Origin of the sequence: Streptomyces sp. NPDC057682, from assembly GCF_042799575.1 — a bacterium.
Lineage (GTDB): Bacteria > Actinomycetota > Actinomycetes > Streptomycetales > Streptomycetaceae > Streptomyces.
Genome location: NZ_JBHVIN010000001.1, coordinates 333,710 through 359,530, shown reverse-complemented (window position 1 = coordinate 359,530; position 25,821 = coordinate 333,710). Strand labels below are relative to the sequence as shown.

The 25,821-nt window shown below is 70.2% G+C and carries 25 protein-coding genes; 15 read left to right on the top strand and 10 right to left on the bottom strand.

Annotation, left to right across the window (positions count from 1 at the left end; all coding sequences use genetic code 11):
• Positions 1–32 precede the first annotated feature (32 nt).
• From ACFVDM_RS01680 to ACFVDM_RS01650, 7 genes are all read left to right on the top strand, one after another.
• Positions 33–410, top strand: a complete 378-nt coding sequence (locus tag ACFVDM_RS01680) for a phage holin family protein (protein WP_383631498.1) — start codon at positions 33–35, stop codon at positions 408–410.
• A gap of 140 nt (positions 411–550) precedes the next feature.
• Positions 551–1,681, top strand: a complete 1,131-nt coding sequence (locus ACFVDM_RS01675) for a cystathionine gamma-lyase (RefSeq protein ID WP_383631496.1) — start codon at positions 551–553, stop codon at positions 1,679–1,681.
• 100 nt (positions 1,682–1,781) lie between these two features.
• Positions 1,782–3,290: a DUF4246 domain-containing protein gene (locus ACFVDM_RS01670; RefSeq protein ID WP_383631493.1), complete on the top strand. Its 1,509-nt coding sequence runs from the start codon at positions 1,782–1,784 to the stop codon at positions 3,288–3,290.
• A 224-nt stretch (positions 3,291–3,514) separates the two neighbouring features.
• The gene (locus ACFVDM_RS01665) at positions 3,515–4,411 is read left to right on the top strand and encodes a LysR family transcriptional regulator (protein ID WP_383631490.1); all 897 of its coding nucleotides are present in this window, start codon (positions 3,515–3,517) and stop codon (positions 4,409–4,411) included.
• Positions 4,412–4,474: 63 nt separating this feature from the next.
• A complete protein-coding gene (locus ACFVDM_RS01660) occupies positions 4,475–4,954 on the top strand; it encodes an NUDIX domain-containing protein (RefSeq protein WP_383631487.1) in 480 nt (159 codons plus the stop codon).
• 147 nt (positions 4,955–5,101) lie between these two features.
• Entirely contained in the window at positions 5,102–5,629 is a 528-nt protein-coding gene (locus tag ACFVDM_RS01655) for a DUF2269 domain-containing protein (RefSeq protein ID WP_383631484.1), read from the top strand.
• Between the two features lie 5 nt (positions 5,630–5,634).
• Positions 5,635–6,522, top strand: coding sequence for a GNAT family N-acetyltransferase (locus ACFVDM_RS01650; RefSeq protein ID WP_383631481.1), 888 nt, complete (start codon positions 5,635–5,637; stop codon positions 6,520–6,522).
• 55 nt (positions 6,523–6,577) lie between these two features.
• On the opposite strand, the gene ACFVDM_RS01645 is transcribed toward ACFVDM_RS01650, so the two are convergent.
• Positions 6,578–7,003, bottom strand: a complete 426-nt coding sequence (locus tag ACFVDM_RS01645) for a heme-binding protein (protein ID WP_383631479.1) — start codon at positions 7,001–7,003, stop codon at positions 6,578–6,580.
• A gap of 73 nt (positions 7,004–7,076) precedes the next feature.
• Complete coding sequence (locus ACFVDM_RS01640) at positions 7,077–8,291, bottom strand: MFS transporter (protein ID WP_383631476.1); 1,215 nt, start codon at positions 8,289–8,291, stop codon at positions 7,077–7,079.
• A 168-nt stretch (positions 8,292–8,459) separates the two neighbouring features.
• Here ACFVDM_RS01640 and ACFVDM_RS01635 point away from each other — a divergent pair, with 168 nt between their 5' ends.
• The 3 genes from ACFVDM_RS01635 to ACFVDM_RS01625 are packed head-to-tail and all read left to right on the top strand — an operon-like array spanning position 8,460 to position 10,604.
• Entirely contained in the window at positions 8,460–8,951 is a 492-nt protein-coding gene (locus ACFVDM_RS01635; protein ID WP_383631473.1) for a MarR family winged helix-turn-helix transcriptional regulator, read from the top strand.
• 10 nt (positions 8,952–8,961) lie between these two features.
• Positions 8,962–9,414, top strand: a complete 453-nt coding sequence (locus tag ACFVDM_RS01630; RefSeq protein WP_383631470.1) for a GNAT family N-acetyltransferase — start codon at positions 8,962–8,964, stop codon at positions 9,412–9,414.
• A gap of 26 nt (positions 9,415–9,440) precedes the next feature.
• A complete protein-coding gene (locus ACFVDM_RS01625; RefSeq protein WP_383631467.1) occupies positions 9,441–10,604 on the top strand; it encodes a winged helix DNA-binding domain-containing protein in 1,164 nt (387 codons plus the stop codon).
• Between the two features lie 36 nt (positions 10,605–10,640).
• Here ACFVDM_RS01625 and ACFVDM_RS01620 read toward each other — a convergent pair whose 3' ends face one another.
• Positions 10,641–12,023 carry a serine hydrolase domain-containing protein gene (locus ACFVDM_RS01620; RefSeq protein WP_383631464.1) on the bottom strand — a complete coding sequence of 461 codons (1,383 nt, stop codon included), beginning with the start codon at positions 12,021–12,023 and terminating at the stop codon, positions 10,641–10,643.
• An 82-nt stretch (positions 12,024–12,105) separates the two neighbouring features.
• Positions 12,106–13,587, bottom strand: a complete 1,482-nt coding sequence (gene dnaB / locus ACFVDM_RS01615) for a replicative DNA helicase (protein WP_383631461.1) — start codon at positions 13,585–13,587, stop codon at positions 12,106–12,108.
• Positions 13,588–14,045: 458 nt separating this feature from the next.
• Between dnaB and ACFVDM_RS01610 the strand changes: the two genes are divergently transcribed.
• Complete coding sequence (locus ACFVDM_RS01610) at positions 14,046–15,383, top strand: MATE family efflux transporter (RefSeq protein ID WP_383631458.1); 1,338 nt, start codon at positions 14,046–14,048, stop codon at positions 15,381–15,383.
• Positions 15,384–15,511: 128 nt separating this feature from the next.
• On the opposite strand, the gene rplI is transcribed toward ACFVDM_RS01610, so the two are convergent.
• The 4 genes from rplI to rpsF all read right to left on the bottom strand — a co-directional run bounded on the left by rplI (position 15,512) and on the right by rpsF (position 17,215).
• Positions 15,512–15,958, bottom strand: a complete 447-nt coding sequence (rplI, locus tag ACFVDM_RS01605) for a 50S ribosomal protein L9 (protein ID WP_383631455.1) — start codon at positions 15,956–15,958, stop codon at positions 15,512–15,514.
• Positions 15,959–15,976: 18 nt separating this feature from the next.
• Entirely contained in the window at positions 15,977–16,213 is a 237-nt protein-coding gene (rpsR, locus tag ACFVDM_RS01600) for a 30S ribosomal protein S18 (RefSeq protein ID WP_003967857.1), read from the bottom strand.
• A gap of 43 nt (positions 16,214–16,256) precedes the next feature.
• Positions 16,257–16,850 (bottom strand): single-stranded DNA-binding protein, encoded by a 594-nt coding sequence (locus ACFVDM_RS01595; RefSeq protein ID WP_383631453.1) that lies wholly within the window; start codon positions 16,848–16,850, stop codon positions 16,257–16,259.
• A gap of 74 nt (positions 16,851–16,924) precedes the next feature.
• Positions 16,925–17,215, bottom strand: coding sequence for a 30S ribosomal protein S6 (rpsF, locus tag ACFVDM_RS01590; protein ID WP_018101872.1), 291 nt, complete (start codon positions 17,213–17,215; stop codon positions 16,925–16,927).
• Between the two features lie 280 nt (positions 17,216–17,495).
• Between rpsF and ACFVDM_RS01585 the strand changes: the two genes are divergently transcribed.
• From ACFVDM_RS01585 to ACFVDM_RS01575, 3 genes are all read left to right on the top strand, one after another.
• Complete coding sequence (locus ACFVDM_RS01585) at positions 17,496–17,816, top strand: hypothetical protein (RefSeq protein ID WP_383631450.1); 321 nt, start codon at positions 17,496–17,498, stop codon at positions 17,814–17,816.
• Between the two features lie 186 nt (positions 17,817–18,002).
• Positions 18,003–19,121, top strand: a complete 1,119-nt coding sequence (locus ACFVDM_RS01580; RefSeq protein WP_383631447.1) for a lipid II:glycine glycyltransferase FemX — start codon at positions 18,003–18,005, stop codon at positions 19,119–19,121.
• 151 nt (positions 19,122–19,272) lie between these two features.
• Positions 19,273–20,304, top strand: coding sequence for an alanine racemase (locus ACFVDM_RS01575; RefSeq protein WP_383631444.1), 1,032 nt, complete (start codon positions 19,273–19,275; stop codon positions 20,302–20,304).
• 28 nt (positions 20,305–20,332) lie between these two features.
• Here the strand turns inward: ACFVDM_RS01575 and ACFVDM_RS01570 are convergent, their stop codons facing one another.
• Positions 20,333–21,835 carry a glycosyltransferase family 87 protein gene (locus ACFVDM_RS01570; protein ID WP_383631441.1) on the bottom strand — a complete coding sequence of 501 codons (1,503 nt, stop codon included), beginning with the start codon at positions 21,833–21,835 and terminating at the stop codon, positions 20,333–20,335.
• Positions 21,836–21,933: 98 nt separating this feature from the next.
• Positions 21,934–24,666 carry a transglycosylase domain-containing protein gene (locus tag ACFVDM_RS01565; protein ID WP_383631438.1) on the bottom strand — a complete coding sequence of 911 codons (2,733 nt, stop codon included), beginning with the start codon at positions 24,664–24,666 and terminating at the stop codon, positions 21,934–21,936.
• 422 nt (positions 24,667–25,088) lie between these two features.
• On the opposite strand from ACFVDM_RS01565, the gene ACFVDM_RS01560 reads away from it, so the two are divergent.
• The gene (locus ACFVDM_RS01560; RefSeq protein WP_383631435.1) at positions 25,089–25,793 is read left to right on the top strand and encodes a PadR family transcriptional regulator; all 705 of its coding nucleotides are present in this window, start codon (positions 25,089–25,091) and stop codon (positions 25,791–25,793) included.
• Positions 25,794–25,821: the final 28 nt, after the last annotated feature.

The window sequence follows — 25,821 nt, the reverse complement described above, 5'->3', positions numbered from 1 at the left end:
CGCCACCGATCACGTCTGCCACGATCAGACACATGAAGAATTTCGTAGTCAAGACGATCGCCAACGCGGGAGCGCTGGCCGTGGCCATCTGGCTGCTCCAGGACATCACGCTGAGCGGCGGCAGCACCGGCCGCAAGGCACTGACCCTGATCCTGGTGGCGTTGATCTTCGGCCTGGTCAACTTCGTGGTCAAGCCGGTGGTGAAGGTGCTCACGCTGCCGCTCTTCATCCTCACCCTGGGGCTGATCACCCTCGTGGTGAACGCCCTGATGCTGTTGCTCACCTCCTGGCTCGCGGACGTCCTGAACCTCAGCTTCCACGTCCACGGCTTCTGGACCGCCGTCCTCGGCGGCCTGATCATCTCCATCGTCTCCTGGGCGCTGAACGTCGTCCTGCCCGAGGACGACTGAGGACGGACGCGCGCACGGGCCCGCGCCGGGGCCCTTGCCCCGGCGCGGGCCGGGCGGAGCGGCACCGCGCCCCGCCCACCTGAGACAGTGCGGAGGAACAGGACCGGTGACCGGCCGGGGAGAGAAACGAGGACACGGACATGAGCACCATGGGCGACGGCACCCGGGCGGTACGCGCGGGACTGCCGGAACCGCAGCAGTACGAGCCCACGCTCCCCGGGCCGGTCTTCGCCGCGCACTACCACCTCTCCGGCGAACCGACCGGGCCGTACACCTACGGCCGTGACGCCAACCCCACCTGGGACCGTCTGGAACGGGCCATCGGCGAACTGGAGGCACCGGGCGAGGACGTGGAGACGACGGTCTTCGCGTCCGGCATGGCGGCCATCTCGGCCGTCCTGCTCTCCCAGGCGCGGACCGGCGACATCGTCGTCCTGCCCGACGACGGCTACCAGGCCCTGCCGCTGGTACGGGCACAACTGGAGGAGTACGGGGTCGAGGTGCGGACCGCACCGACGGGCGGCGACGGCCAGCTGGCGGTGCTGGAGGGTGCCCGGCTGCTGTGGATCGAGACCCCGTCCAACCCCGGCCTGGACGTCTGCGACGTGCGACGGCTCGTCGAGGCGGCCCATGCCGGCGGCACCCTGGTGGCCGTCGACAACACCCTCGCCACTGTGCTCGGGCAGCGCCCCCTGGAGCTGGGCGCCGATTTCTCGGTAGCCAGTGACACCAAGGGCCTGACCGGGCACGGCGATCTGCTGCTGGGCCATGTCACCTGCCGGGACGCCGGTCTCGCCGCGTCCGTGCGGCGCTGGCGCAAGGTCGTCGGTGCGATCCCGGGACCGATGGAGGCCTGGCTCGCCCATCGTTCGCTGGCCACGCTGGAACTGCGCATCGACCGGCAGTGCGCCAACGCCCTCGCGCTCGCGGAGGCGCTCTCCGCGCATCCCGCCGTGAGCGGACTGCGCTATCCCGGCCTGCCCACCGACCCCTCGCACGCGGTCGCCTCGCGTCAGATGCGGCGCTTCGGCTCCGTGGTCTCCTTCGTGCTGGCCGACCGGGAGACCGCCGAACGCTTTCTGCTGGCGCTGCGGCTCGTGGAGGACGCGACCAGCTTCGGCGGGGTGCGGTCCACCGCGGAGCGCCGGGCCCGCTGGGGCGGAGACGCCGTTCCGGAGGGCTTCATCCGCTTCTCGGTCGGCGCGGAGAACATCGCGGACCTGGTGGCCGACGTCGAACGCGCCCTGTCCGAGGCCGTCACGGGCCGCTGAACGCCCGCCCCGCGGCGTCCTCATCCGGGCGCCGCGGGGGTGTCAGACCGCTCCAGTACGCTTCCCCGCGATCGCTCATCGACCGTGAGGAACAAGAGAATTGACCGGCCTGACCGCCTTCCCCCTGCCCTTCCAGGCTTCGCACCGCACGGAACGCGACGGGCCCCGGACCCTGCGCGAGATCCAGATGATGCAGTGCAGCGCCCATATACGGGCGAAGTCGGGGTGGTCCGAGAAGATGCACGACCCCGAGATCGTCGCCCGGTGGACGCGTGAGGCGGTCGAACAGGGCCTGACCGAGGCGCAGGTGCGGTACGTCCTCGACGAACTCGCCCACTACGCCTCGCTCCGCGACGCGGACACCGGTGTCGAGGTGTCCGCCGTCGACGGCGTCTGGCACTCGGACACCCTGATCGACGACGCGCTGCGCACCCGGCTCCGCGACGCGGTCCGGGTCCTGGAGGACGTGCCGGAGGCGGAGCGGGACTGGCACCCCGGTTCGGACGGCCAGGTGCTCGATCTGGTGCATCCCTCGCTGTTCTGCCTGGTCAACGGGGTGAGTTCCGCACCGGAGCACGCCTGGGAGAACCCGACGAACCGCTACTCGAAGCATGAGTTCTCGGAGCGGTTCCAGTGGCTTCCCACCGACGCCGATGTCGCCGAGGACGGCACCGTCTCCTTCCGTTCGTACGTCAACAACGTCCACCCGGAACGGCACGGTGAGCTGGCCGCCGTGCTCCCGGAGCTGCTCGGCCGGATGCGCCCCCTGCTGGAGAACGTGCTCACCGATCTCCGCCATCCCCGGCCGATGCGGATCGAGGCCGATCCCTACGGCTGGTACGAACCGGAGCCGGAGTTTCCGGACGAGGACGACTACAGCGACGAAGCCGCCTACAACGAGGCCGTGGAGGCGTGGGAGCAGGCTGAGGACGAGCGGTACGCGACCCGCCGCCCGATGGTCCCGGACGCACCGGAGTTCACCGCGCCCGAGCGGCCCGCTCCCTCCGACCGGGTCGATCTGCGCGGCCGCCGCCTCCAGGTCATCGTGAAGCTCGCCACCCTGCACCTCACGCCGGAGAAGCCCGAGTACGCGGGCGGTTCCTGGCATGTCGAGGGGATGCTGAACGAGCGCATCGTCTCGACCGGCCTCTACTACTGGGACAGCGAGAACATCTCCGAGAGCCGGCTGGGCTTCCGGACCGCCGTCGACGAGCCCGAGTACGAGCAGAGCGACAACAAGGGCATCCGTGAGGTCTACGGGCTGGAGAACGAGGGCCCGCTGAACCAGACACTGGGATCGGTGGAGACCCGGGCGGGCCGCTGTCTGGCCTTCCCCAACCTGCTCCAGCACCGGGTGAGCCCGTTCCGCCTGACCGACCCCACGCGCCCTGGGCACCGCAAGATTCTCGCGTTCTTCCTGGTCGACCCGTCGGAGACGCTCGTCTCGACCTCGGACGTGCCCCCGCAGCAGCCCTGGTCCGAGACCTCGACGATGACCGCCGAGCAGGCCCATGCGTTCCGCGAGGAGCTGATGCGGGAGCGCAAGTTCTTCGTCGACGAGCACAACGACCAGGTGTACGAGCGGGAGTTCTCCCTCTGCGAGCACTGAGCTTCCGGCGGCCGACCACCCCGGCCTCCTCGTGGTCGGGGCGGTCCGAGCCTCCCCCCTCGTGGCTCGGACCGCCCGGGTTCCCCGTCTTCTCCTCACGAAGAACCGCCTCGACAAGGCTAGTTGACTCTGCGTCAGTGTCCAATCACAGTAGCGGCAGCGACCTATCGACATATTTATAGTTGTCCGGGTCCGACGAGCCGCCGCGGTGAGAGGGGACGGAGATGGACCTGGCGCTGCTGCGTACGTTCGTCACCGTGCACCGGGCCGGTTCCTTCACCCGCGCCGCCGCGCTCCTGGGCCTCTCTCAGCCCGCCGTCACCTCGCAGATCCGCACCCTGGAACGGCAGCTGGGACGGCCGCTCTTCACCCGGCGGGCGCGCGGGGTGACGCCCACCCCGATCGGCGACGAACTGGCGCACCGGGCGGCGCCGCATCTGGACGCCCTGGTCGAGATCACCGAGACCGAGCTGGACGAGGTGTCGGGCGTCCGCACCCTGCATCTGGCCGGGCCTCCCGAGTTCACCTCGCTGCGCGCCCTGCCCGCGCTCACCCCGCTCCTGACCCAGGGCCTGGCCCTGCGCAGCTCGTTCTCGGCGGCCACCGACGAGACCCTGGAGGGCCTGGCGGCGGGCCACCACGACCTGGCCATCGTGACGGCCCGGCCGCGTGGCGGGCTGGTCACCGCCACCCCGCTCTGCGACGAGGAGCATGTGCTGGTCGCCGCGCCGCGCTGGGCCGGGCGGCTGGGGCCCGGCACGCTGCGCCGCGACGGACCGGTGGTCCTGGCGCAGCTGCCCGTCGTGGAGGTCCACGAGAGCCTGCCGCTCGTCTCCCGCTACTGGGCGGAGGTCTTCGACGCCCGGCCGGCCGCCGCGGGCGCCGTCATCGCACCGGATCTGCGGGCCGTGCTGGCCTGTGCGGCGGCGGGAGCGGGCCTCGCGGTCCTGCCGCGCTATCTGTGCGAGAGCGCGCTGGAGCGGGGCGAGGTCGTGGCCCTCCTCGATCCCCCGGTGCCGCCGCTGCGCACCTACTTCCTGGCGGCGAGGACCGGCACCCTCGCCCTGCCGCCGATCGCACGGGCCCACGAGGTGCTGCTGCGCGCGGCGGCCGACTGGTGACCTCAGGGCGGCCCGGCAGCCGCCCGGTGTTTCAGAACCGGTCCGGCGGGCCACGCTCTTGCCATGACCGAACGTCCTGTGGTCAAGCGCACCGCACGCGCCATCCTGCTCGATGACAACGACCTGATCCTCATCAAGCGCACCAAGCCGGGCGTGGATCCGTACTGGCTCACGCCGGGCGGCGGGGTGGAGCCCGGGGACGCCACCGTCGTCGATGCCCTCCACCGGGAGCTGGACGAGGAACTCGGCGCCAAGATCACCGATGTGGTGCCCTGCTTCGTCGACACCGTCGAGCACATCGAGGGCGACGGGGTGAAGGGGGTCAAGGTCCAGCACTTCTTCGTCTGCCGGCTCGAATCGATGGACCTGTCCCTGCGCCACGGCCCCGAGATCGACGATCCGTGCGGAGAGTACGACGTCGTCCGGGTGCCGTTCAGCCGGGTCGGCATCGCGGCCGTGCACCTTGTACCGCTCTCCCTGCGGCACTACCTGGACGGCAACATCGAGGGCGTCCGGGCCATGCACGCGCCGGATCTCGGCTGACGGGCCGCGCCGGGCGGGAGCGTGCGCCGGTGCCGCCCCGGGTGGGGCACGGCGGCCCAGGGCCCGCACGTGTACGCCGAGGCCAGTACGCGGGGATACTCCCCTCGTCAGATGACCGGCCGCGCCGCAGCCCGCACCGTGTTTCACGTGAAACCACTCAAGCGCCGCACCCGCAGAACCCTGCTCGTCGCCCATGTCTCGGTATCGGTCGGCTGGCTCGGGCTGACCGTCTGTCTGCTGACGCTCGGCCTGACCGCCTTTCTGACCGGTGATCCGGCCACCGCGCGGGCGGCGACCCGGTCCATGAAGATCTTCGGGGACTGGCTGGTCGTCCCCGTCGCCGTGGCCGCCCTGGTCAGCGGTCTGGTGCTGTCCCTGGGGACGCCCTGGGGGCTGGCCCGGTACCGCTGGGTCTGGGCGAAGTTCTGGCTCACCATGGTCACGGCCGGGCTGTCGGTCTTCGCCCTGCGCCCCGGCATCGACGAAGCGGCCGAGCGGGGTACGGCGGACATCGACCTCGTCGTCGCTCCCTCGGTGGCCACCGCGACCTATCTGTTCGTCACCGCGGTCTCCGTACTGAAGCCCTGGGGGCCGACCCGGCGCGGCCGGCGCCTACGCGTCTCGGCCAGATCCGGTAAAGCGGTGGACGAGCGATCACCGAGTCGTACAGCCTGACCTCTATGCCCAGCTCCTTGCCCCGCCCGCCCGCCGATCTACCGATCCGGCGCCTCACCCGGGACGATCTGGTCCCCTGCGCCGACCTCAGCGAGGACCGGGGCTGGCCCCGCGACGAACACCGCTGGGGACTCCTCCTCACGGCGGGAACCGCGTACGGCATCGACGATCCCGAGGGCAAGGGCCTGATGGCGAGCTGTGTGGTGACCTCGTACGGACCCGAGGACGCCGCCGTCGGCATGATGCTGGTGGCCGGACGTCACGCCCGGAAGGGGATCGCCCGGTATCTGATGCACGCGGTGATCGAGTCCACCGGGGGAGCGGCGCTCAGCCTCCACGCGACGGACGCCGGTCGTCCCCTGTACGAACAGCTCGGTTTCGAGGCCGTGGGCCGGACGGACCGGATGAGCGGCCTCTTCCGGCCCGGCGCGGCCCCGGAAAGGGATGCGGGCGACGGAGGGGCCGTACGCGTGCGCCCCGCCTCGGCCGGCGATCTGCCGGACATCCTGCGCCTGGACACCCGGGCCACCGGGCTCGACCGCACCCAGCTGCTGGCCCGCCTTCCCGCCTTCGCCGACCATCTGCGGGTGGCCGAGGAGAACGGCGCGCTCGTCGGGTACGGCGCGCTGTGGCCCAGCGCGCAGAGCCATGCACTCGGTCCGCTGGTCGCGCGGGACACGGCCACGGCGAAGCTCCTGGTCGCCTCGCTCGCCGGAGCGACGGACCGGCCGCTGCGGGCGGACATCGACGCCCGGCACACGGACCTGCTCGCCTGGCTCGGCGCACACGGCCTGGAGCCCGGTGCCCCGACCACTCTCATGACCCTCGGCGGCGCACGGCAGCCGGGGGACCGGGAGCGGTACTTCGCCCCGCTGAGCGTGGCGACCGGCTGAACGACGCGCTGATGCCCCCGGCCGGAGCCGGGGGCATCAGTGCGCGTGCGAAGGCTCAGACGAGGGACGCGACGGCGGTCGTGGCGAAGCCGTGGTCCTGGTCGGGTGCGCCGCCGCCGACGCCGACGGCGCCGATCAGCCGTCCGTCACGGTGGACCGGGACGCCGCCGGCGATGAAGAGCAGCGGCCGGTCGAGCGCGGTCGGCAGCGTGTGGAAGAGGCCGCCCGGCTGGACCGCATCGACGAGGTCGGCCGTGGGGGCGTCGAGCTGGAGGGCGGTGTACGCCTTGCGGGTGCTGGTCTCGCCGGCGATCAGGACCGCCCGGTCGTCGCGGCGGAAGGCCAGCAGATGGCCGCCCGCGTCCAGGACGGTGACGGCTGCCGCGACACCGGCGGCCTCGGCGGCGGTGCGGGCCGTCTCGATCAGGGCTTCCGCGTCCTGGGTGGTGAGCGGGGCTGCGGCAGCGGTGGGGGTGCTCATGGGATGACTCCTTGGTGCGGTTCCGTGCGGTGTACGCCCGCGCGGTGCGGTGCGTGCGGTGCGGTTGGGTCGGTCAGTGGCGGGAAGCCACGGGTACGGCGGCGGCTTCCGGGGTGTGCGCGGCGACGAGACGGCTCCGGGTGTCCGAACGGCGCTCCAGCCCGCGGGAGAGGACGGCCAGCACCAGGGCGGAGGCGGCGAGGACGGCGCCCACCCAGTTCGGGGCGGTGTAGCCGAGGCCGGCGGCGATGACCATGCCGCCCAGCCAGGCGGACAGGGCGTTGCCGAGGTTGAAGGCGCCGATGTTGACGGCGGAGGCGAGCGTCGGTGCGCCCGCCGCCTGGTCGAGCACGCGCTTCTGGAGCGGGGGCACGGTCGCGAAGCCCAGAGCGCCGATGAGGACGAGGGTGACGGCTGCCGCGATCTTGTTGTGGGCGGTGAGGGTGAAGAGCGCCAGGACGACGGCCAGGCCGCCCAGGGACACGTAGAGCATGGGCATGAGGTGACGGTCGGCGAACCGGCCGCCGAGCAGGTTGCCGCCGACCATGCCAAGGCCGAAGAGGACCAGCAGCCAGGTCACGGAGGAGGCCGAGTAGCCGGCGATCTCGGTCATCATCGGGGTGATGTAGGTGATCGCGGCGAAGACTCCGCCGAAGCCCAGCACGGTCATCGCCATGGCGAGCAGGACCTGGACGTTGCGGAAGGCGGCCAGTTCGTGGCGCAGCCGGACGCCCTCGGGGCGCGGCTGTTCGGGCACGAGGCGGGCGACACCCAACAGTCCGACGACGCCCAGGCCGGCGACGACGACGAAGGTGCTCCGCCAGCCGACGCTCTGCCCGATGTAGGTGCCGAGCGGTACGCCGACCACATTGGCGACGGTGAGCCCGGTGAACATCATCGCGACGGCACCGGCCTTCTTCCGGGGCTCGACCAGATCGGCCGCGACCACCGAGCCGATGCCGAAGAAGGCGCCGTGGGCGAGCGAGGCGATCACGCGGCCGGCGAGCATCACGCCGAAGACCGGGGCGGTCGCGGAGACGACGTTTCCGATGACGAACAGCCCCATCAGGATCATCAGCATGCGTTTGCGGCTGATCCGGGTGCCGAGCAGGGTCATCAGCGGGGCCCCGAGGACGACGCCGAGCGCGTAGCCGGTGACGAGGAAGCCCGCGGTCGGAATGGAGACGTGGAAGTCCGCCGCCACCTCGGGGAGCAGTCCCATGATCACGAACTCGGTGGTTCCGATACCGAATGCCCCGATGGCGAGAGCGAGGAGCGCGAGCGGCATGGCTTCACCTTCCCTGGAGAGTGCGTCTGCGGAGAGCGCCGACAGACCTTGTGTCCGCGCCTTACGAGCGTCCACATTAATTGCATGCGCGGGTTAATTGCAAACGCGGGCTATCACGGTCTTCGCCTATCCTGGGGGGACGAGCTCCCGCACGGAGGTGAGGACCCCATGACAGCGACGGACCCCGCACTGACCGCCCTTTCCCAGGGCTGGTGCGCGCTCTCCCTGCTCCACGGGAAGATCGAGGCCCATATCGAGCGCGCCCTGCAGAGCGGTCACGGCCTCAGCGTGCGGGAGTACTCGCTGCTGGACGTCCTGAGCCGCCAGCACAACGGGCCGGGCGGCCACCTCCAGATGAAGCAGGTCGCGGACGCCGTGGTCCTCAGCCAGAGCGCCACGACCCGGCTGGTCACCCGCCTTGAGGACCGGGGACTGCTCACCCGCTATCTCTGCGACACCGACCGCAGGGGCATCTACACCGATGTCACCGAGGCCGGACTCGCCCTGCTCGCAGCGGCCCGGCCGACCAACGACACCGCCCTGCGGACCGCACTGGACGAGGCCGCCACCCATCCCGAGCTGGCTCCCCTCGTGCGGACGGTGGAAGAGCTGAAGGCCCCCGTCTCACAGGTGCCTGACACCCTCGGGACCAGGGCCTAGGCTGCCGATCATGAGCGATCCGGAGATCCGCCCCGCCACCGTCGACGATCTGCCCGAGATCGTGGCCATGCTGGCCGACGATCCACTCGGCGCCGGGCGTGAGTCGCCGGACGACCTCTCGCCCTACGAGACGGCCTTCCGGCGGCTGTCCGGCGACCCCCATCAGCACCTGGTGGTCGCCGTGCGCGCGGACCGCGTCATCGGAACCCTGCAACTGACCGTGATCCCCGGCCTGTCCCGGCGCGGTGCCACCCGCTCGGTGATCGAAGGCGTCCGCATCCACGCCGACGAACGGGGCAGCGGCCTCGGCACCCGGCTGATCCAGTGGGCCGTGGACGAATCACGGCGCCAGGACTGCCAGTTGGTGCAGCTCACCTCGGACTCCACCCGGACCGACGCCCACCGCTTCTACGAGCGGCTCGGCTTCGTCGCCAGCCATGTGGGGTTCAAGCTCGCACTCTGACCCGGAACGCAGCCGAGGAGACGCCCATGCACCGCATCACCGACGAGCAGCGCCGCATCAGAATCGGGCGGCGCCACCTTCTGGCCCCCTCCCTCCGCGCCGGCTCCCCCGTCACCGTGGCCGAGGCCCTCATCGGCCTGCATGCCACGGACGCCGCCACCGTGTTCCTGTCCACCTGCGCACGGCTGCGGAATCCCGACGCCGGAACGGTGGAGGCCGCCCTGTACGAGGACGTCTCCCTGGTCCGAATGCTCTCCATGCGCAACACGCTCTTCGTGGTGTCGGACGGACTGGCCCCGCAGGTACGGGCGTCGAACGCCCACACCGTCGCCGCCAAGGAGCGCCGGAAGCTGGTGAAACACCTGGCCGAGGACGGACAGGGGCTGGACGAAAGATGGCTGGCCGACACCGAGGACGCCACGCTCGCCGCACTCACCGCCCGGGGCTCCGCCACCGGAAGCGAACTCTCCGCCGCCGTTCCCGCCCTCCGCACCAAGATCACGATCTTCCCCGGCAAGAAGCAGGAGGCGGTCCAGGGCATCGCCACCCGGGTGCTCCGGGTGCTGGCCGCGGAAGGACGGATCCGCCGCGACCGGCCGCGGGGCTCCTGGACCTCCAGTCAGTTCCGCTGGACCGCCTCCACCCCTCACCCCGAGATGGAAACCAGCAGCGCACAGGCCGAATTGGCGCTGCACTGGCTGCGGGCGTACGGCCCGGCGACCGAGGCGGACCTCGCTTGGTGGACGGGGTGGGGCCTCGGCCAGGTCCGCAAGGCGCTGGCCGCCGCCCAAGCCGTCGATGTGCGGCTCGACGGCGGAGGCACCGCCTGGGTCGCCCCGGGCGACGAGGCACCCGATGCCGAACCGGAGCCCTGGGCCGCCCTGTTGCCGGCACTCGACCCGAGCGCGATGGGCTGGGCGGACCGGGACTTCCATCTCGCCCCCGGCCTCCGGGCCCCGCTCTTCGACCGGTCCGGCAACATCGGGCCCACCGTGTGGTGGAACGGCCGGATCATCGGCGGCTGGGCCCAGCGAGCCGACGGCGAACCGGTCTGGCGGCTGCTGACCGACGCCGGCCGGGAGGCCTCCACCGCGGTCGAGGCGGAGGCCTCCCGGCTGCGGAACTGGGTCGGCGACGCACGCGTCACCCCGCGCTTCCGCACGCCGCTGGAACGGGAGTTGACCGCCTGACCGGCCTCGCCCGCCGTTTCACGTGAAACGGCGCGCTCAGCCCTCCAGGCCGCGCCAGCCGCCCTCGTCCACGCCCCCGGGCACGACGGCCTCCGGGGCGTACGGCTCGCGGGTGAAGACGAAGGACCCCAGATCCAGGTGGCTCACCCGGCCGTCGGCGGTCCGCACCACGCGCAGGGTCTCCCCCGTGTAGTAGCCGTCGAGCCCGGTCCAGGTGCCGTCCGGACGGGCGACGAAACGGGCCCCGCGTCCCAGGCCGTTCAACGGCCGCAGCTCCAGACCGCGTTCGGGCAGCAACCTCAGCACGTTCGCACGCGGGCCCCAGTACCAGGGGCCGGTCAGTGCCAGCAGCTCCTGGTCCACCTCGGGCAACGGCCGCCACGGCTCCGGGATCCTCGGCTCGGCCCCGGCGACGATGTCCACGAGATCGGCGGCCACATCACCGATCGGAACTCCGGCGGTGACGTTCGCGAACACCACGGCCGCGACGTCGTCCTCGACACTGATCCAGAGCGCGGCCAGGAACCCGGGCAGCGACCCCGTGTGCCCGATGAGCGTCCGTCCCTTCGACCTCACCACCTGAAGCCCGAGGCCGTAGTGACCGGTGTGGTCCCCCGGTTCGGGTGCCGCAGCCGGCTCCCGCATCTCCGCGACGGACGCGGCGGAGAGCACCCGGTCGTCCCCGTCGGCCAGGAAGGCGGCGAAACGCAAGAGGTCCTCCGTGGTGGACCAGAGCTGGCCGGCCGGTGCCATCAGCCCCAGGTCCTCGGCCGGCTCGGGCAGCAGGACGTCCGCCCAGGGGTGGACCGCCCACGCGCCGGCGTGCGGAGCCTGCGGCTGCGGGCCCGTCCGGTGCAGGCCCAGCGGCTCCAGCACCTCACGGCGCAGCACCTCGGCCCAGGAATCCCCGCGCACCGCCTCGATGAGCGAGCCGAGCAGGGTGTAACCGGGGTTGGAGTAGTGGTGGCGCCGGCCGGGCGGGTGCACCCCGGTCCGGTCCTCCAGCACCTCCGCGAGCCCGGGACGCACGGTCCCGGGCGTCCGCTCCCACCAGGGCGCCGGCGCCTCGGCACCGAGCCCCGCGCTGTGCGCGAGCAGCTGGTGCACGGTGACGTCCCCGGCCCCCGTCCCGGGCAGATGCTTCTCCAGCGGGTCCCCCAGGTCCAGCAGCCCCTCGTCCCGGAGCCGCAGCACCAGCACGGCGGTGAACGTCTTGGTGAGGGACCCGATCCTGAACTGCGTATCGGTGTCCGGGGCGTGGCCGTCCACGCACGAGCGGGAACCGTGCCAGGCGATCTGTCCCTCGCGCCGCACGGCAGCGGTCATGGAGGGCGAACGCCCCTCCGTCTGAGCGATGGCGAGGCGGTGCAGCAGCGCACGGCGGGTACCCGGAAGCAGAAGTTCGGCTGGAGAAGTCATGGTCCATGCCTACCTCCCCGGCCTCCCCGTGGCGAACCGATTTGCGCGCCGGTCGCGACCGGCCGGGAAGGGCCGGGTCCGCTCAGGTCTGCGCCATGTCCACGAAGCGCGAGTAGTGCCCCTGGAAGGCGACGGTGATCGTCGCGGTCGGGCCGTTTCGGTGCTTGGCCACGATCAGGTCGGCCTCGCCCGCGCGCGGGGACTCCTTCTCGTAGGCGTCCTCCCGGTGCAGCAGGATCACCATGTCGGCGTCCTGCTCGATGGATCCGGACTCACGGAGGTCGGAGACCATGGGCTTCTTGTCGGTGCGCTGCTCGGGGCCTCGGTTCAGCTGGGAGAGCGCGATGACCGGGAGCTGGAGCTCCTTGGCCAGCAGCTTGAGGTTTCGGGACATGTCCGAGACCTCCTGCTGACGGCTCTCGGCGCGCTTGGAGCCGCCGGACTGCATCAGCTGCAGATAGTCGATGACCACCAGCTTGAGGTCGTTGCGCTGCTTGAGCCGACGGCACTTGGCCCGGATCTCCATCATGGAGAGGTTCGGGGAGTCGTCGATGTACAGCGGGGCCGCGGACACGTCCGGCATCCGTCGCGCCAGCCGTGTCCAGTCCTCGTCGGTCATGGTGCCCGAACGCATGTGGTGCAGCGCCACCCGCGCCTCTGCGGAGAGCAGACGCATCGCGATCTCGTTCCGGCCCATTTCCAGGGAGAAGATCACGCTGGGCAGATTGCTCTTGATCGAGCACGCCCGCGCGAAGTCCAGCGCGAGCGTCGACTTGCCCATGGCGGGACGGGCCGCGATGACGACCATCTGGCCCGGGTGCAGTCCGTTGGTGAGGGCGTCGAGATCGGTGAAGCCGGTCGGCACACCGGTCATCTCCCCGCTGCGCGAACCGATCGCCTCGATCTCGTCGAGCGCGCCCTCCATGATGTCGCCGAGCGGCAGGTAGTCCTCGCTGGTCCGCTGCTCGGTGACGGCGTAGATCTCGGCCTGCGCGGAGTTGACGATGTCGTCGACGTCGCCGTCGGCCGCGTATCCCATCTGCGTGATCTTCGTGCCGGCCTCGACGAGTCGCCGCAGGACCGCGCGCTCGTGCACGATCTCCGCGTAGTACGACGCGTTGGCCGCGGTCGGCACCGACTGGACCAGGGTGTGCAGATAGGGGGCGCCGCCGACCTTGGTGATCTCGCCGCGCTTGACCAGCTCGGCCGCCACGGTGATCGGGTCGGCCGGCTCCCCCTTGGCATAGAGGTCGAGGATCGCCTGGTAGACGGTCTCGTGCGCGGGGCGGTAGAAGTCGTGGCCCTTGATGATCTCCACGACATCGGCGATGGCGTCCTTGGACAGGAGCATGCCGCCGAGCACGGACTGCTCCGCGTCGAGGTCCTGGGGCGGGACGCGCTCGAAACCGGACGAGCCGCCTTCCCAGCCGTCGCTCTCCCGGCCCCGGTCGTGCTGCTCGCCGCGCTGCTGCCGGCCCTCGCCCCGGCGCTGACGGGACACGGGCAGCCGGTCGCTGGGACCGGTGTCGGCCCAGGGGTCGTCCAGGGGCTCAGGAATGCTCATCCGGCCACCTCCTCCCGTCCGCTCCGCGGACCTAGCCGTGCCACTCTTTCTTACGGCACGGCACCGACAAACAAGACGCCCGACTCCGGTTCCGGTGTGTCGGGTACTACGGCTTCCGAAGCCGGAACACGGTGGGGGCGCCGGACCACGGTAGGCGTCCCGGCACCGTCAGCCAATCTGGTTATCCACAGGGCATGTGGACGACGGACCAGATGCTGTGGAGAACTCCGCAGAACCTGTGCACGGAGCGGGGGACAGCACTGTGGACAAACTCATAGCAGCCCCCACAGAAACCGCCTGACCTGCATCTTCTCCATCCACGACCTGTGGGGGAGAAAAACTTTTCCCGTCGGCTCACAATCCCGCCCGCACCCTTGCGTCCGAACACCCCGTCCCAGCAAATGTAAGGATCCTAACTGGCTTGCATCCATTACCTGTGGAAGATTAGATTGGCCCTCATGACCCAGGCACCGGCGATCCCGCCGTCCCGTCGTCGCAGACACGACCGCGAGATCATCTCGCTGGCCGTTCCGGCCTTCGGCGCACTCGTGGCCGAGCCCCTCTTCGTGATGGTCGACAGCGCCATCGTCGGCCATCTGGGGACACCGCAACTGGCCGGACTGGCCGTGGCCGCCGCCCTGCTGACGACGGCCGTCAGCGTCTTCGTCTTCCTCGCCTACGCCACCACCGCGGCCGTCGCCCGCCGGATCGGCGCCGGCGATCCGGCCTCCGCGATCCGCCAGGGCATGGACGGCATCTGGCTGGCCATACTGCTCGGGGCCGCCGTCATCGCCGTCGCGCTCCCCCTGGCCCCGTGGCTCGTGGACGTCTTCGGCGCCTCCGACACCGCCGCCCCCTACGCCACCACCTATCTCCGGATCTCCAGCCTCGGCATCCCCGCCATGCTGGTCGTGATGGCGGCGACCGGTGTGCTGCGCGGGCTGCAGAACACCCGCACCCCGCTCTATGTCGCCATCGGCGGCTTCGCCACCAACGCCGCACTCAACGCCGGGCTCGTCTACGGCGCCGGACTCGGTATCGCGGGCTCCGCCTGGGGCACTGTGATCGCCCAGGTCGGCATGGCCGCCGCCTATCTCGTCGTGGTGGTCCGCGGCGCCCGGCGGCACGGTGCCTCCCTGCGCCCCGACGTCGCCGGCATCAGGGCCAGCGCCCAGGCCGGCGTCCCGCTCCTGGTCCGCACGCTGTCGCTCCGCGCCGTTCTGCTCATCGCCACGGCGGTCGCGGCCCGGCTGGGCGATACCGAGATCGCCGCCCACCAGATCATCCTGTCCCTGTGGAGCCTGATGGCGTTCGCCCTGGACGCCATCGCGATCGCCGGCCAGGCCATCATCGGCCGCTATCTGGGCGCCGACGATCCCAAGGGCGCCCGGGAGGCGTGCCACCGCATGGTCCAGTGGGGCGTGGCGTCCGGCGTGGTCTTCGGAGCGCTGATCGTTCTGGCCCGCCCGCTGTTCGTGCCGCTGTTCACCGGCGACCAGTCCGTGCAGGACACGCTCTTCCCGGCCCTGCTGGTGGTGGCCCTGACCCAGCCGGTCGCCGGAGTCGTCTTCGTCCTGGACGGGGTGCTGATGGGTGCCGGGGACGGCCCTTATCTGGCCTGGGCCATGCTGGTCACCCTGGCCGTCTTCGCTCCGGCCGCCCTGCTGGTGCCTGTCATCGGCGGGGGACTGACCGCCCTCTGGTGCGCGATGGCGCTGATGATGCTCGTCCGCATGGCGACGCTGTGGCTCCGCACCCGCTCCGGGAAATGGCTGGTCACCGGAGCCACCCGCTGAACGTGCCCCGTGTCCGTTTCACGTGAAACGGACACGCCCCTCCCGTAGCCGGGAAGGAGCGGGCCCACGGCGAAGGGCCGCACCCAAGGGGTGCGGCCCTTCACTGTTCTGCTGGGATGCTGCCCGAATCAGGCGGCAACGACCTCGACGCCGAGCTTCGCAGCGACCTCGGGGTGCAGACGCACGGACACCTGGTGTCCGCCGAGCGTCTTGATCGGCGAGCCGAGCTCGACGCGACGCTTGTCGACCTCCGGACCACCGGCGGCCTTGATCGCCGAGGCGATGTCGGCCGGGGTGACGGAGCCGAAGAGACGGCCGGCGTCGCCGGAGCGAACAGCCAGACGGACCTTCACGGCCTCGAGCTTGGTCTTGATCTCGTTGGCCTGCTCGATCGTGGCGATCTCGTGGATCTTGCGGGCGCGGCGGATCTGCGCCACGTCCTTCTCGCCACCCTTGGTCCAGCGGATGGCGAAGCCACGCGGAACCAGGTAGTTACGGGCGTACCCGTCCTTGACGTCGACGACGTCGCCCGCAGCACCGAGGCCGGAGACCTCGTGGGTGAGGATGATCTTCATGTTTCGGTCACCCTTCCCTTATCGCGCGGTGGACGTGTAGGGCAGCAGCGCCATCTCACGGCTGTTCTTCACGGCCGTGGCGACGTCACGCTGGTGCTGCGTGCAGTTGCCGGTGACGCGGCGGGCACGGATCTTGCCGCGGTCGGAAATGAACTTCCGCAGCATGTTCGTGTCCTTGTAGTCCACGTACTGGGTCTTGTCCTTGCAGAACGCGCAGACCTTCTTCTTAGGCTTGCGCACAGGCGGCTTCGCCATGGTGTTTCTCCTGTGTGATCAAGAAGTGGGGGTACGAGCTGCCCTAGAAGGGCGGCTCGTCCGAGTAGCCGCCGCCGGAACCGCCGGAGTTTCCACCCCAGCCGCCCTGGCCCCCGCCCTGCTGGCCGCCGCCGGACGGTGCGCTGGTGGCCCAGGGGTCATCGGCGGGAGCGCCGCCACCCTGTCCACCGGAACCGGGACCGCCGCCCCAGTTGCCGCCGCCGCCCTGCTGGCCGCCGCCGTATCCACCCTGGCCGCCCTGGCCACCGCGACCGGTGGTCTTGGTGACCTTGGCCGTGGCGTTCTTGAGACTGGGGCCGACTTCCTCGACGTCCAGCTCGTAGACCGTGCGCTTGACGCCCTCGCGGTCTTCGTACGACCGCTGCTTCAGCCGGCCCTGCACGACAACGCGCATGCCTCGCGTGAGCGACTCGGCGACGTTCTCCGCCGCCTGCCGCCAGACCGAGCAGGTGAGGAACAGGCCTTCGCCGTCCTTCCACTCATTGGTCTGCCGGTCGAAGATGCGGGGAGTGGACGCGACGCGGAACTTCGCGACCGCCGCACCGGACGGGGTGAAGCGCAGCTCGGGGTCGTCGACGAGATTGCCGACGACCGTGATGACGGTCTCGCCTGCCATGGATGAACCTCTCGGCGGGATTTACTTCTGGCTGCTTGCTGCTACTCGAACCCGATGACCGCTGAGCCGGAGGCTCAGTGGATCTCGGGACGGAGGACCTTGGTCCGGAGGACCGACTCGTTCAGGTTCATCTGGCGGTCGAGCTCCTTGACGACCGCAGGCTCGGCCTGCAGGTCGATGACCGAGTAGATGCCCTCGGGCTTCTTCTTGATCTCGTAAGCGAGACGACGACGGCCCCAGGTGTCGACCTTCTCCACCTTTCCTTCGCCCTCACGGACGACGGAGAGGAAGTTCTCGATCAGCGGGGAGACAGCGCGCTCCTCGAGATCGGGGTCGAGGATGACCATCACCTCGTAGTGACGCATGTGGAACCCACCTCCTTTGGACTCAGCGGCCACGGTCGTTCCGTGGCAGGAGGGTCGTGATGCGTGAGCATCGATGTCTCCGAGTAGAACAGCCGCCACTGACAACGCCCTCCCCGAAGGTGGGGGCTGCCTGTGTCGGCCTCGGCAGACAACGGTGCAGACCGTCCAGAGTACCCGCAGACCACCTTCCGGTTGAAATCCGGTGGTCAGGAGACGCAATCTGGACACATCGGGTGTGAGCGGCGCCACGACGCGCCGCCTTTCGGCCAGGAGGTGCTCCATGGCACAAGCAATGCGAACCCGCTCCCGCTCCACCGTCTCCCTCTTCGCGACGGACGGCAGGCCCCATCCCCTCCAGAACGCCCTGGTGGCCGTGACGGTGGTGCTCGGCGCCCTCGCGTTCGTGACGGCGATGTTCCACAACCTGCATCTGCTCAGCTCGTGGGCCGGGCTCGTGGGAATCCTCACGGGGGTGTACGGGATCTACATCTCCGCGACCACACGCGAGCGGTTCCCGCTCTTCCTCGGCACGGGCGCGGCGGCCATCGGGTTCTTCCTCGGCATGGCCCACGGCGGACTCTTCGGCGGCGTGATCGGCTGATCACGCACCGGAGCGTTCCCGGCGGTGCGCGGGGCGGAGCGTCCACGGACGGTCCGCCCCGTTCCCGTGCGCCCGGGAGCACAGGTGCGACGGGGCCAGACCGCCCGCTGCCCGGTCACAGTAGGCTTCGGCGCGAGAGCCGGAGCCCCTGACCGATGGGGACACACCTGCCGAGGAGCGCCCCGCATGAGCCTGACCCTGAGGACCATCAGCCGAGAGCAGCATCTGGCGTACATCCAGAGTCTGCCCGCGGCCAGTCACATGCAGGTCCCGGCATGGGCGGACGTGAAGGCCGAATGGCGTTCGGAGAGCCTCGGCTGGTTCGACAAGGGCGGTCAGCTCGTCGGCGTCGGTCTGGTGCTCTACCGCCAGCTGCCGAAGATCAAGCGCTACCTCGCGTACCTTCCCGAGGGCCCGGTCATCAACTGGTACGCCCCCAACCTCAGCGACTGGCTCGAACCGATGCTCGCGCACCTCAAGCAGCAGGGCGCCTTCTCCGTGAAGATGGGCCCGCCCGTCGTCATCCGCCGCTGGGACGCCGCCGCCATCAAGGGCGGCATCCAGGACCCCGAGGTCAAGCGCCTGCGCGACATCGAGGCCACCCACATCGAGCCGCGCGCCTTCGAGGTCGCCGACCGGCTCCGCAAGATGGGCTGGCAGCAGGGCGAGGACGGCGGCGCGGGATTCGGTGACGTACAGCCCCGCTACGTCTTCCAGGTCCCGCTGGCCAACCGCTCCCTGGAGGACGTACACAAGGGCTTCAACCAGCTGTGGCGCCGCAACATCAAGAAGGCCGAGAAGGCCGGCGTCGAGGTCGTCCAGGGCAGCTACGCCGAGCTCGCCGAGTGGCAGCGGCTGTACGAGATCACCGCGGAGCGCGACCACTTCCGCCCGCGCCCGCTGGGCTACTTCCAGCGCATGTGGACGGCGCTCAACACCGAGGACCCCAACCGGATGCGGCTCTACTTCGCCCGCCACGAGGGGGAGAACGTCGCGGCCGCCACCATGCTGATCGTGGGCGGCCACGTCTGGTACTCGTACGGCGCCTCGGCCAACCACAAGCGCGAGGTCCGCCCCTCGAACGCGATGCAGTGGCGGATGCTCCGCGACGCGTACGCCATGGGCGCCACCGTCTACGACCTGCGCGGCATCTCCGACTCCCTGGACGAGACCGACCACCTCTTCGGCCTCATCCAGTTCAAGGTGGGCACCGGCGGACAGGCCGCGGAGTACCTCGGCGAGTGGGACTTCCCGCTCAACAAGCTGCTCCACAAGGCGCTCGACATCTACATGTCGCGTCGCTGATCCGCCGTACGGACCGCTGATCAGCCGCACAAGGCTGACGAAACCGGCTTCATTCGTTTCAATGGGCTCGTCCGGAAACTCCTGTGGAGGCGCTTCCGGAGCACCGCACCCTTCGACCCCCCGCAGCCACCAGAAAGGTCCCGGACCGGCCATGGCGCTCTCCCTGTACGTCGACACCGCGCGCTGGCGGGCGCACCAGAAATCCGTCCTCGACCAGTTCCCCGGCCTCGTGCCGGTCTGCAAGGGCAACGGATACGGCTTCGGCCACGAGCGGCTGGCCGACGAGGCGATCCGCTTCGGCTCCGACATCCTCGCGGTCGGCACCACCTACGAAGCGGCCCGCATCAAGGACTGGTTCAGCGGTGATCTGCTGGTGCTCACCCCGTTCCGGCGGGGCGAGGAGCCGGTGCCGCTGCCGGACCGCGTCGTCCGCTCCGTCTCCTCCGTGGACGGCGTGCACGCCCTGGTGGGCGCGCGGGTCGTCATCGAGTGCATGTCCTCGATGAAGCGGCACGGCGTCAAGGAGGAGGAGCTCGGGCAGCTGCACGCCGCGATCGAGGACGTGCGCCTCGAAGGGTTCGCCCTCCACCTCCCGCTGGACCGCACGGACGGTTCGGACGCCGTCGAGGAGGTCATCGCGTGGATGGACCGCCTGCGGGCGGCCCGGCTGCCGCTGCACACGATGTTCGTCAGCCATCTGCGGGCCGAGGAGCTGGGCCGGCTCCAGCAGCAGTTCCCGCAGACCCGGTTCCGCGCCCGGATCGGCACCCGGCTCTGGCTCGGGGACCACGAGGCGACCGAGTACCGCGGTGCGGTGCTCGACGTCACCCCGGTGGTCAAGGGCGACCGGTTCGGCTACCGCCAGCAGAAGGCGGCCTCCGACGGCTGGCTGGTCGTCGTCGCGGGCGGCACCTCGCACGGCGTGGGCCTGGAGGCCCCGAAGGCCCTGCACGGGGTCATGCCGCGCGCCAAGGGCGTCGCACGGGCCGGTCTGGCGACCGTGAACCGCAATCTGTCGCCGTTCGTCTGGGCGGGCAAGCAGCGCTGGTTCGCCGAGCCGCCGCACATGCAGGTCTCGATCCTGTTCGTGCCCTCGGACGCCGAGGAGCCGCGGGTGGGCGACGAGCTGGTGGCCCATCTGCGCCACACGACCACGCAGTTCGACCGCCTCGTCGACCGCTGACCCCGCCGGGGCGGGGCCACGCCCCGCCTCAGTCGGTGAGCGGGGCCGTCCCGGCCGCGCCCCACTCCACCCGCGGCGCCTCCGTCTCCCGCGCCTCCTGGTGCGGGGCGTGGGCGCCCGCGCGCGCCAGCACGAAGACGTCCTCGGCCCCGTCGAGCACCCCGCCCGACGGGTCGTCCGAGCCGTCGGCGCGCACCCCGTCGCGTTCCGGCATCACGATGTCGCGTACGACCACGGCGCACAGGTAGGCCGTGCCCAGCAGGTGCAGCACGATCGCGAGCTGGTAGCCCTCGGTGGGCAGCCCCTGGTGCTTGTCGCCGCTCGTCGTGTACGCGAGGTACATCCAGATCCCCAGGAAGTACATGACCTCGCACGCCTGCCAGATCAGGAAGTCCCGCCAGCGCGGCCGGGCCAGCGCGGCGAGCGGGATCAGCCAGAGCACGTACTGCGGTGAGTAGACCTTGTTGACGAGGATGAACACCGCGACGACGAGGAAGGCGAGCTGGGCGAAGCGCGGCCGGCGGGGTGCCGTCAGCGTCAGGACCCCGATCACCGCGCACAGCGCGATCGTGGTCAGCATCGAGACGGTGTTGACCGTGGAGACGTCGATGGGCTCGCCCGTGCGCTGGGTGATGATCAGCCAGAACGACCCGAAGTCGATCCCGCGTTCCTCGCTGAAGCTGTAGAACTTCTTCCATCCCTCGGGCGCGAAGACCATGACCGGCAGGTTGACCACCAGCCAGGAGGCGGCGGCCCCGAGGACCGCCGCCCCGAACTCGCGCCACTTCCCGGCCCGCCAGCACAGGACGAACACGGGCCCCAGCAGGAACACGGGGTAGAGCTTGGCGGCCGTGGCGAGCCCGATGAGGACGCCGAACGCGAGCGGACGGCTGCGGGACCACATGAGCATCGCCGCGGCCGTGAGCGCGATGGCCAGCAGGTCCCAGTTGATGGTGGCGGTGAGGGCGAACGCCGGGGCCAGCGCGACCAGCAGGGCGTCCCAGGGGCGGCGCCGGTGCGTGCGCGCGACGCAGACGGCGATCACGGCGGTGCAGATCATCAGCATGCCCGCGTTGACGAGCCAGTAGACCTGCTCCTGGTGCTGCAGGGAGCCGCCGCCCGGGGTCAGCCAGGCGGCGATCTGCATGAACACCCCGGTGAGCACCGGGTACTCCAGGAACTCCATGTCGCCGGGGAGCCGGTCGAAGTACGGCACCAGCCCGTCCGAGAAGCCGCGCGCGGCGAACAGATGCGGGATGTCGGAGTAGCAGGCGTGGGTGTACTGCGAGCCCGCGCCCCGGAACCACGCCCAGTTGTAGCAGGGCAGCTTCTGCACCATGCCGAGCGCGAACATCCCGAGGGCCACCAGCGCGACGGCCCCGACGGGGGTGAGGGCGGTACTGCCCAGGCGCGTCCAGCGCCCCGACCTCCCGCCGATCAGCTCGCTGCCGGCCGCGGCCACCTCGTCGCGGTGCGTGGGCCGTACGACCGACGGTTCCTGGTGCACGCTCGTGTCCTCTGCGCTTGGCATGCCGCACATCCTGCCGTACGGCGCTGTGGAAACGGCGAGGGCCGCCGCACCCTGGGGTGCCGCGGCCCTCGTGTCCGTCCTGGCTGGTCTCCGGGGCGCTAGCCGGATGTTCCGGCGAACCAGTTCCCGTTGCCGTTCCCGTTGCCGTTGCCGGTGCCCCCGGTGTCGGGCGACGGGCTGGTCCCTCCGTCGCCCGCGGTGGTTCCGGCGTCCGTGCCGCTGGTCGTCCCGTCGGTCGTCCCCGCGTCGGTGCCGGCGTTGGCCCCTCCGTTGTTGTTGCCACCGTTGTTGTTCTGGCAGTTCCAGTCCCAGGTTCCGCAGGTGGTCTGGGACGGGTCCGGCTTCGGCAGCTCGGGGGTCGGCGACGGGGTGACCTCCTCCGTCTCGGAGGGCGTCGGCGTGGGCGTCGGGCTCGGCGTCGGCTTGGGGCTCGACGCACCGCCGCCGTAGACCTTCTCACCGATCTTTTCCGGCTTCGGGAAGGAGACCTTCTCCATGCCCTCCATGGCGTCCGCCATGTAGTCGTGCCAGATCTGGGCGGGGAACGAGGCACCGTGGATCTTCTTCTCGCCACCGGTGCCGAACATCTTCTCGAACTCGCGGTTCTTGTGGGTCTCGTCGTCGTCCAGGCGGAACATGCTGATCGCGGTCGAAAGCTGCGGGGTGTACCCCACGAACCAGGCCGAGCGGTTGCCGTCCGTGGTACCGGTCTTGCCCGCGACATCGCGGCCCGGGAGCTTGGCCGGGGTACCGGTGCCGTGCTCGACGACGTTCTTCAGGACGTCGGTGACGTTGTCCGCGATGACGTTGGAGAAGGCGCTCTTGGTGACCACCTCGTGGCGGTAGATGACCTCGCCGCGCTTCTTCACCTCGGTCACCGAGAACGGCTCGCGCTGCTGACCGCTGGCCGCGAACGTGGCGTACGCACCCGCCATGCGGGTCGCACTGGGCGAGGAGGTGCCGATGGAGAAGGAGGGCACCGTGGCGTTGGCCATGTAGTCGTCGTCCTTGAGGCCGGCCGCCATGGCGACCTTCTTCACCTTGTCGGTGCCGACGTCCATGCCCAGCTGCACATAGGGGGAGTTGCCGGAGACCCGCATCGCCTCACGCAGGGTGACGGGGCCCAGGTCCTCGCCGCCGTCGTTGGTCTGGAGCCACTCCTTGCCCTTGTCGTCGAACCAGATGTCCCCGTTGTACTTCTTGATCTTCAGCTTGTTGTCGCCGTTGTAGACGCTCTCCGGCGAGACCTTCGTACGCTCCGACTCGCCCTGATCCGAACCGCCCGAGGGGTCGCGCTTGCCGTACTCCATGGCGGCCGCCAGGACGAACGGCTTGAACGTCGAGCCGACCGGGGCACCGGTGGGGTCGGCGTTGTTGGCGTAGTGCTTCGTCGCGTCCTGGCCGCCGTAGACCGCCACGATCGCGCCGGTCTTGGGATCGATCGAGGAACCGCCGAACTGGACGTGCGTGTCCGTCTTCGGACGCTTCTTCGGGTCGATCTTCTCCTTGTAGACGCGTTCGACGGCCTTGGTGAGCTGGTTGACCTTCTTCTTGTCGAAGGTCGTGTGGATCTCGTACCCGCCCCGGTCCAGCTGCTCCTTGGTGACGTTGCTGTTGTTGAGGAAGTTGGCGCGGGCCATCGAGACGAGATAGCCGATCTGACCGCCCAGCTGGGCGTCCTTCTTCGGCTTCACGGGCATCGGGAACTCGGTGTACTTGGCGCGTTCGGCGGCCGACAGGCGGCCGTCCTTCACCTCTTCGTCGAGGATCCACTTCCAGCGCTTCATGGCGCGGGCCTTGTTCTTCTTCGGTGTCGCGTTCACCGGATCGACCATCGTGGCGCCCGCGGGGTCGTAGTACGTGGGGCCCTTGAGCAGCGAGGCCAGGACCGCGCACTCGCTCGGGTTCAGGTCCTTGGCGTCCTTGTTGTAGTACGTCCGCGCGGCGGCCTGGATACCCGAGGCGCCTCGCCCGTAGGACGAGACGTTGAGGTATCCGGCCATGATGTCCTTCTTGTCCATCTTGCTGCCGACCTTCAGCGTGATGAACAGTTCCTCGAACTTGCGGCTCAGGGTCTGCTCCTGGGAGAGCCGCGAGTTCTTCACGTACTGCTGGGTGATCGTCGAACCACCCTGGGTCTGACCGCCCTTGGCCATGTTGAACAGGGCGCGGCCGATGCCCATGGGGTCGATGCCGTGGTCGTGGTCGAAGGACTTGTTCTCCGCCGAGATCACGGCGTTGCGCATCGCTTCCGGGATCTGGGCGTAGTCGATGATCTGGCGGTTGACATCACCGCCGGTCGCGACCATCTGCGACCCGTCCTTCCAGAAGTAGACGTTGTTCTCCGCCGTCGCGGCCTCCTGGACCTTGGGCAGGCCGACCATCGCGTACGCGAGACCGGCGAAGCCCATCAGCAGGCCGAGAAAGCCGAGGCAGAGGCCCGAGACCAGCTTCCAGGAGGGCACCCAGCGGCGCAGGCCGCTGCGTCCCGCCCGCGGGTAGTCGATGAAGCGCTTCTTGACCGGGCGCTGGGCCGCCCGTCCGCGGCCGCGTCCGGGGCCCTCATGGCCGCCGTCCCCACCGCGGCGCCGTCCGCCGCCACCGCCTCCGTCGTGGCCGCCCCGGCCGCCGCCGGCGGCCCGCTGGGCGGCTCGTCTGGCCGCGGCACGTCCGCCGTACGGGGCCGCGTCGCCGTGCGAGCCGGAATGTGATTCAGAAGTCACTCCGCGTGACGGTGCCGCGCGGCGTCCGGAGGACTGCTGGGCGGCTCGTCTGGCCGCGGCACGTCCGCCACCTTGCGGTTGCGGCGTCTTGCGACGGTGCTCGCTCATCGAACGACTACTCCTCGGGCAGGCGAGAACGCCTGGAAGCGGCAGTTGAGATCCGGTGTCCCCCGATGCGGAACGGTCCCGCGAGAGACCTGTCCGCAGTGCATCCGGTCACCCCGCGACGGCGTACGTCCCCGTACGTCGCACGGCTCCCGGTGGTCTGCATGCCGCACAGACTACGCACGGTCAAAACCCTCCTGGAGCCGAACTTCACCCCAAATTACGCAAGTCGGTTGCTACGAATTAGCGATGTGACGCCGTTCACTAAGGCCCCCCTTGTCGCGGCTCGCGGTCCGATCTATCGTGCTGATGTATCGAGTCGATACATCAGCTCGGTACATCGGCTCAGTACATCGGTCCGGTACACCGGTCCGGCACCGGCCGTGCGAGAGCATGCGGAGCAGACGGAGAAGGAGGAGGCGGGGTTGAGCAGACGCTCGGGCATTCTCGAATTCGCCGTTCTCGGACTGCTCCGCGAGTCCCCGATGCACGGCTACGAGCTGCGCAAGCGCCTCAACACCTCATTGGGGATCTTCCGCGCCTTCAGCTACGGCACCCTCTACCCCTGCCTCAAGACGCTGGTCGCCAACGGCTGGTTGATCGAGGAACCGGGAACGGCTCCGGCCGACCTCTCGACCGGCACCGGCCGTGCGGTCGCCCCCGCCTCCTCACTGGCGGGGCGCCGCGCCAAGATCGTCTACCGGCTGACGGCGGAAGGTAAGGAGCACTTCGAGGAGCTGCTCTCGCACACCGGCCCCGACTCCTGGGAGGACGAGCACTTCGCGGCCCGTTTCGCCTTCTTCGGGCAGACGGAGCACGACGTGCGGATGCGGGTGCTGGAAGGCCGTCGCAGCAGGCTGGAGGAGCGTCTCGAGAAGATGAGCGCCTCTCTGGCCCGCACCCGCGAGCGCCTCGACGATTACACACTTGAGCTGCAGCGACACGGCATGGAGTCCGTGGAGCGCGAAGTGCGCTGGCTGAACGAGCTCATCGAGAGCGAGCGGTCGGGACGGGATCAGCGACGATCCTCGCCCGAGGGCTCAGCTCAGCAGAACACCGCAGGAGAGCCGGACGGCCTGCCCCGGCGGGGTAACAACCCGCCGGATCCGTCCGGCGACACCGCCACGTGAGGTTCCCGCAGATCCGCGGGGCCCTCAT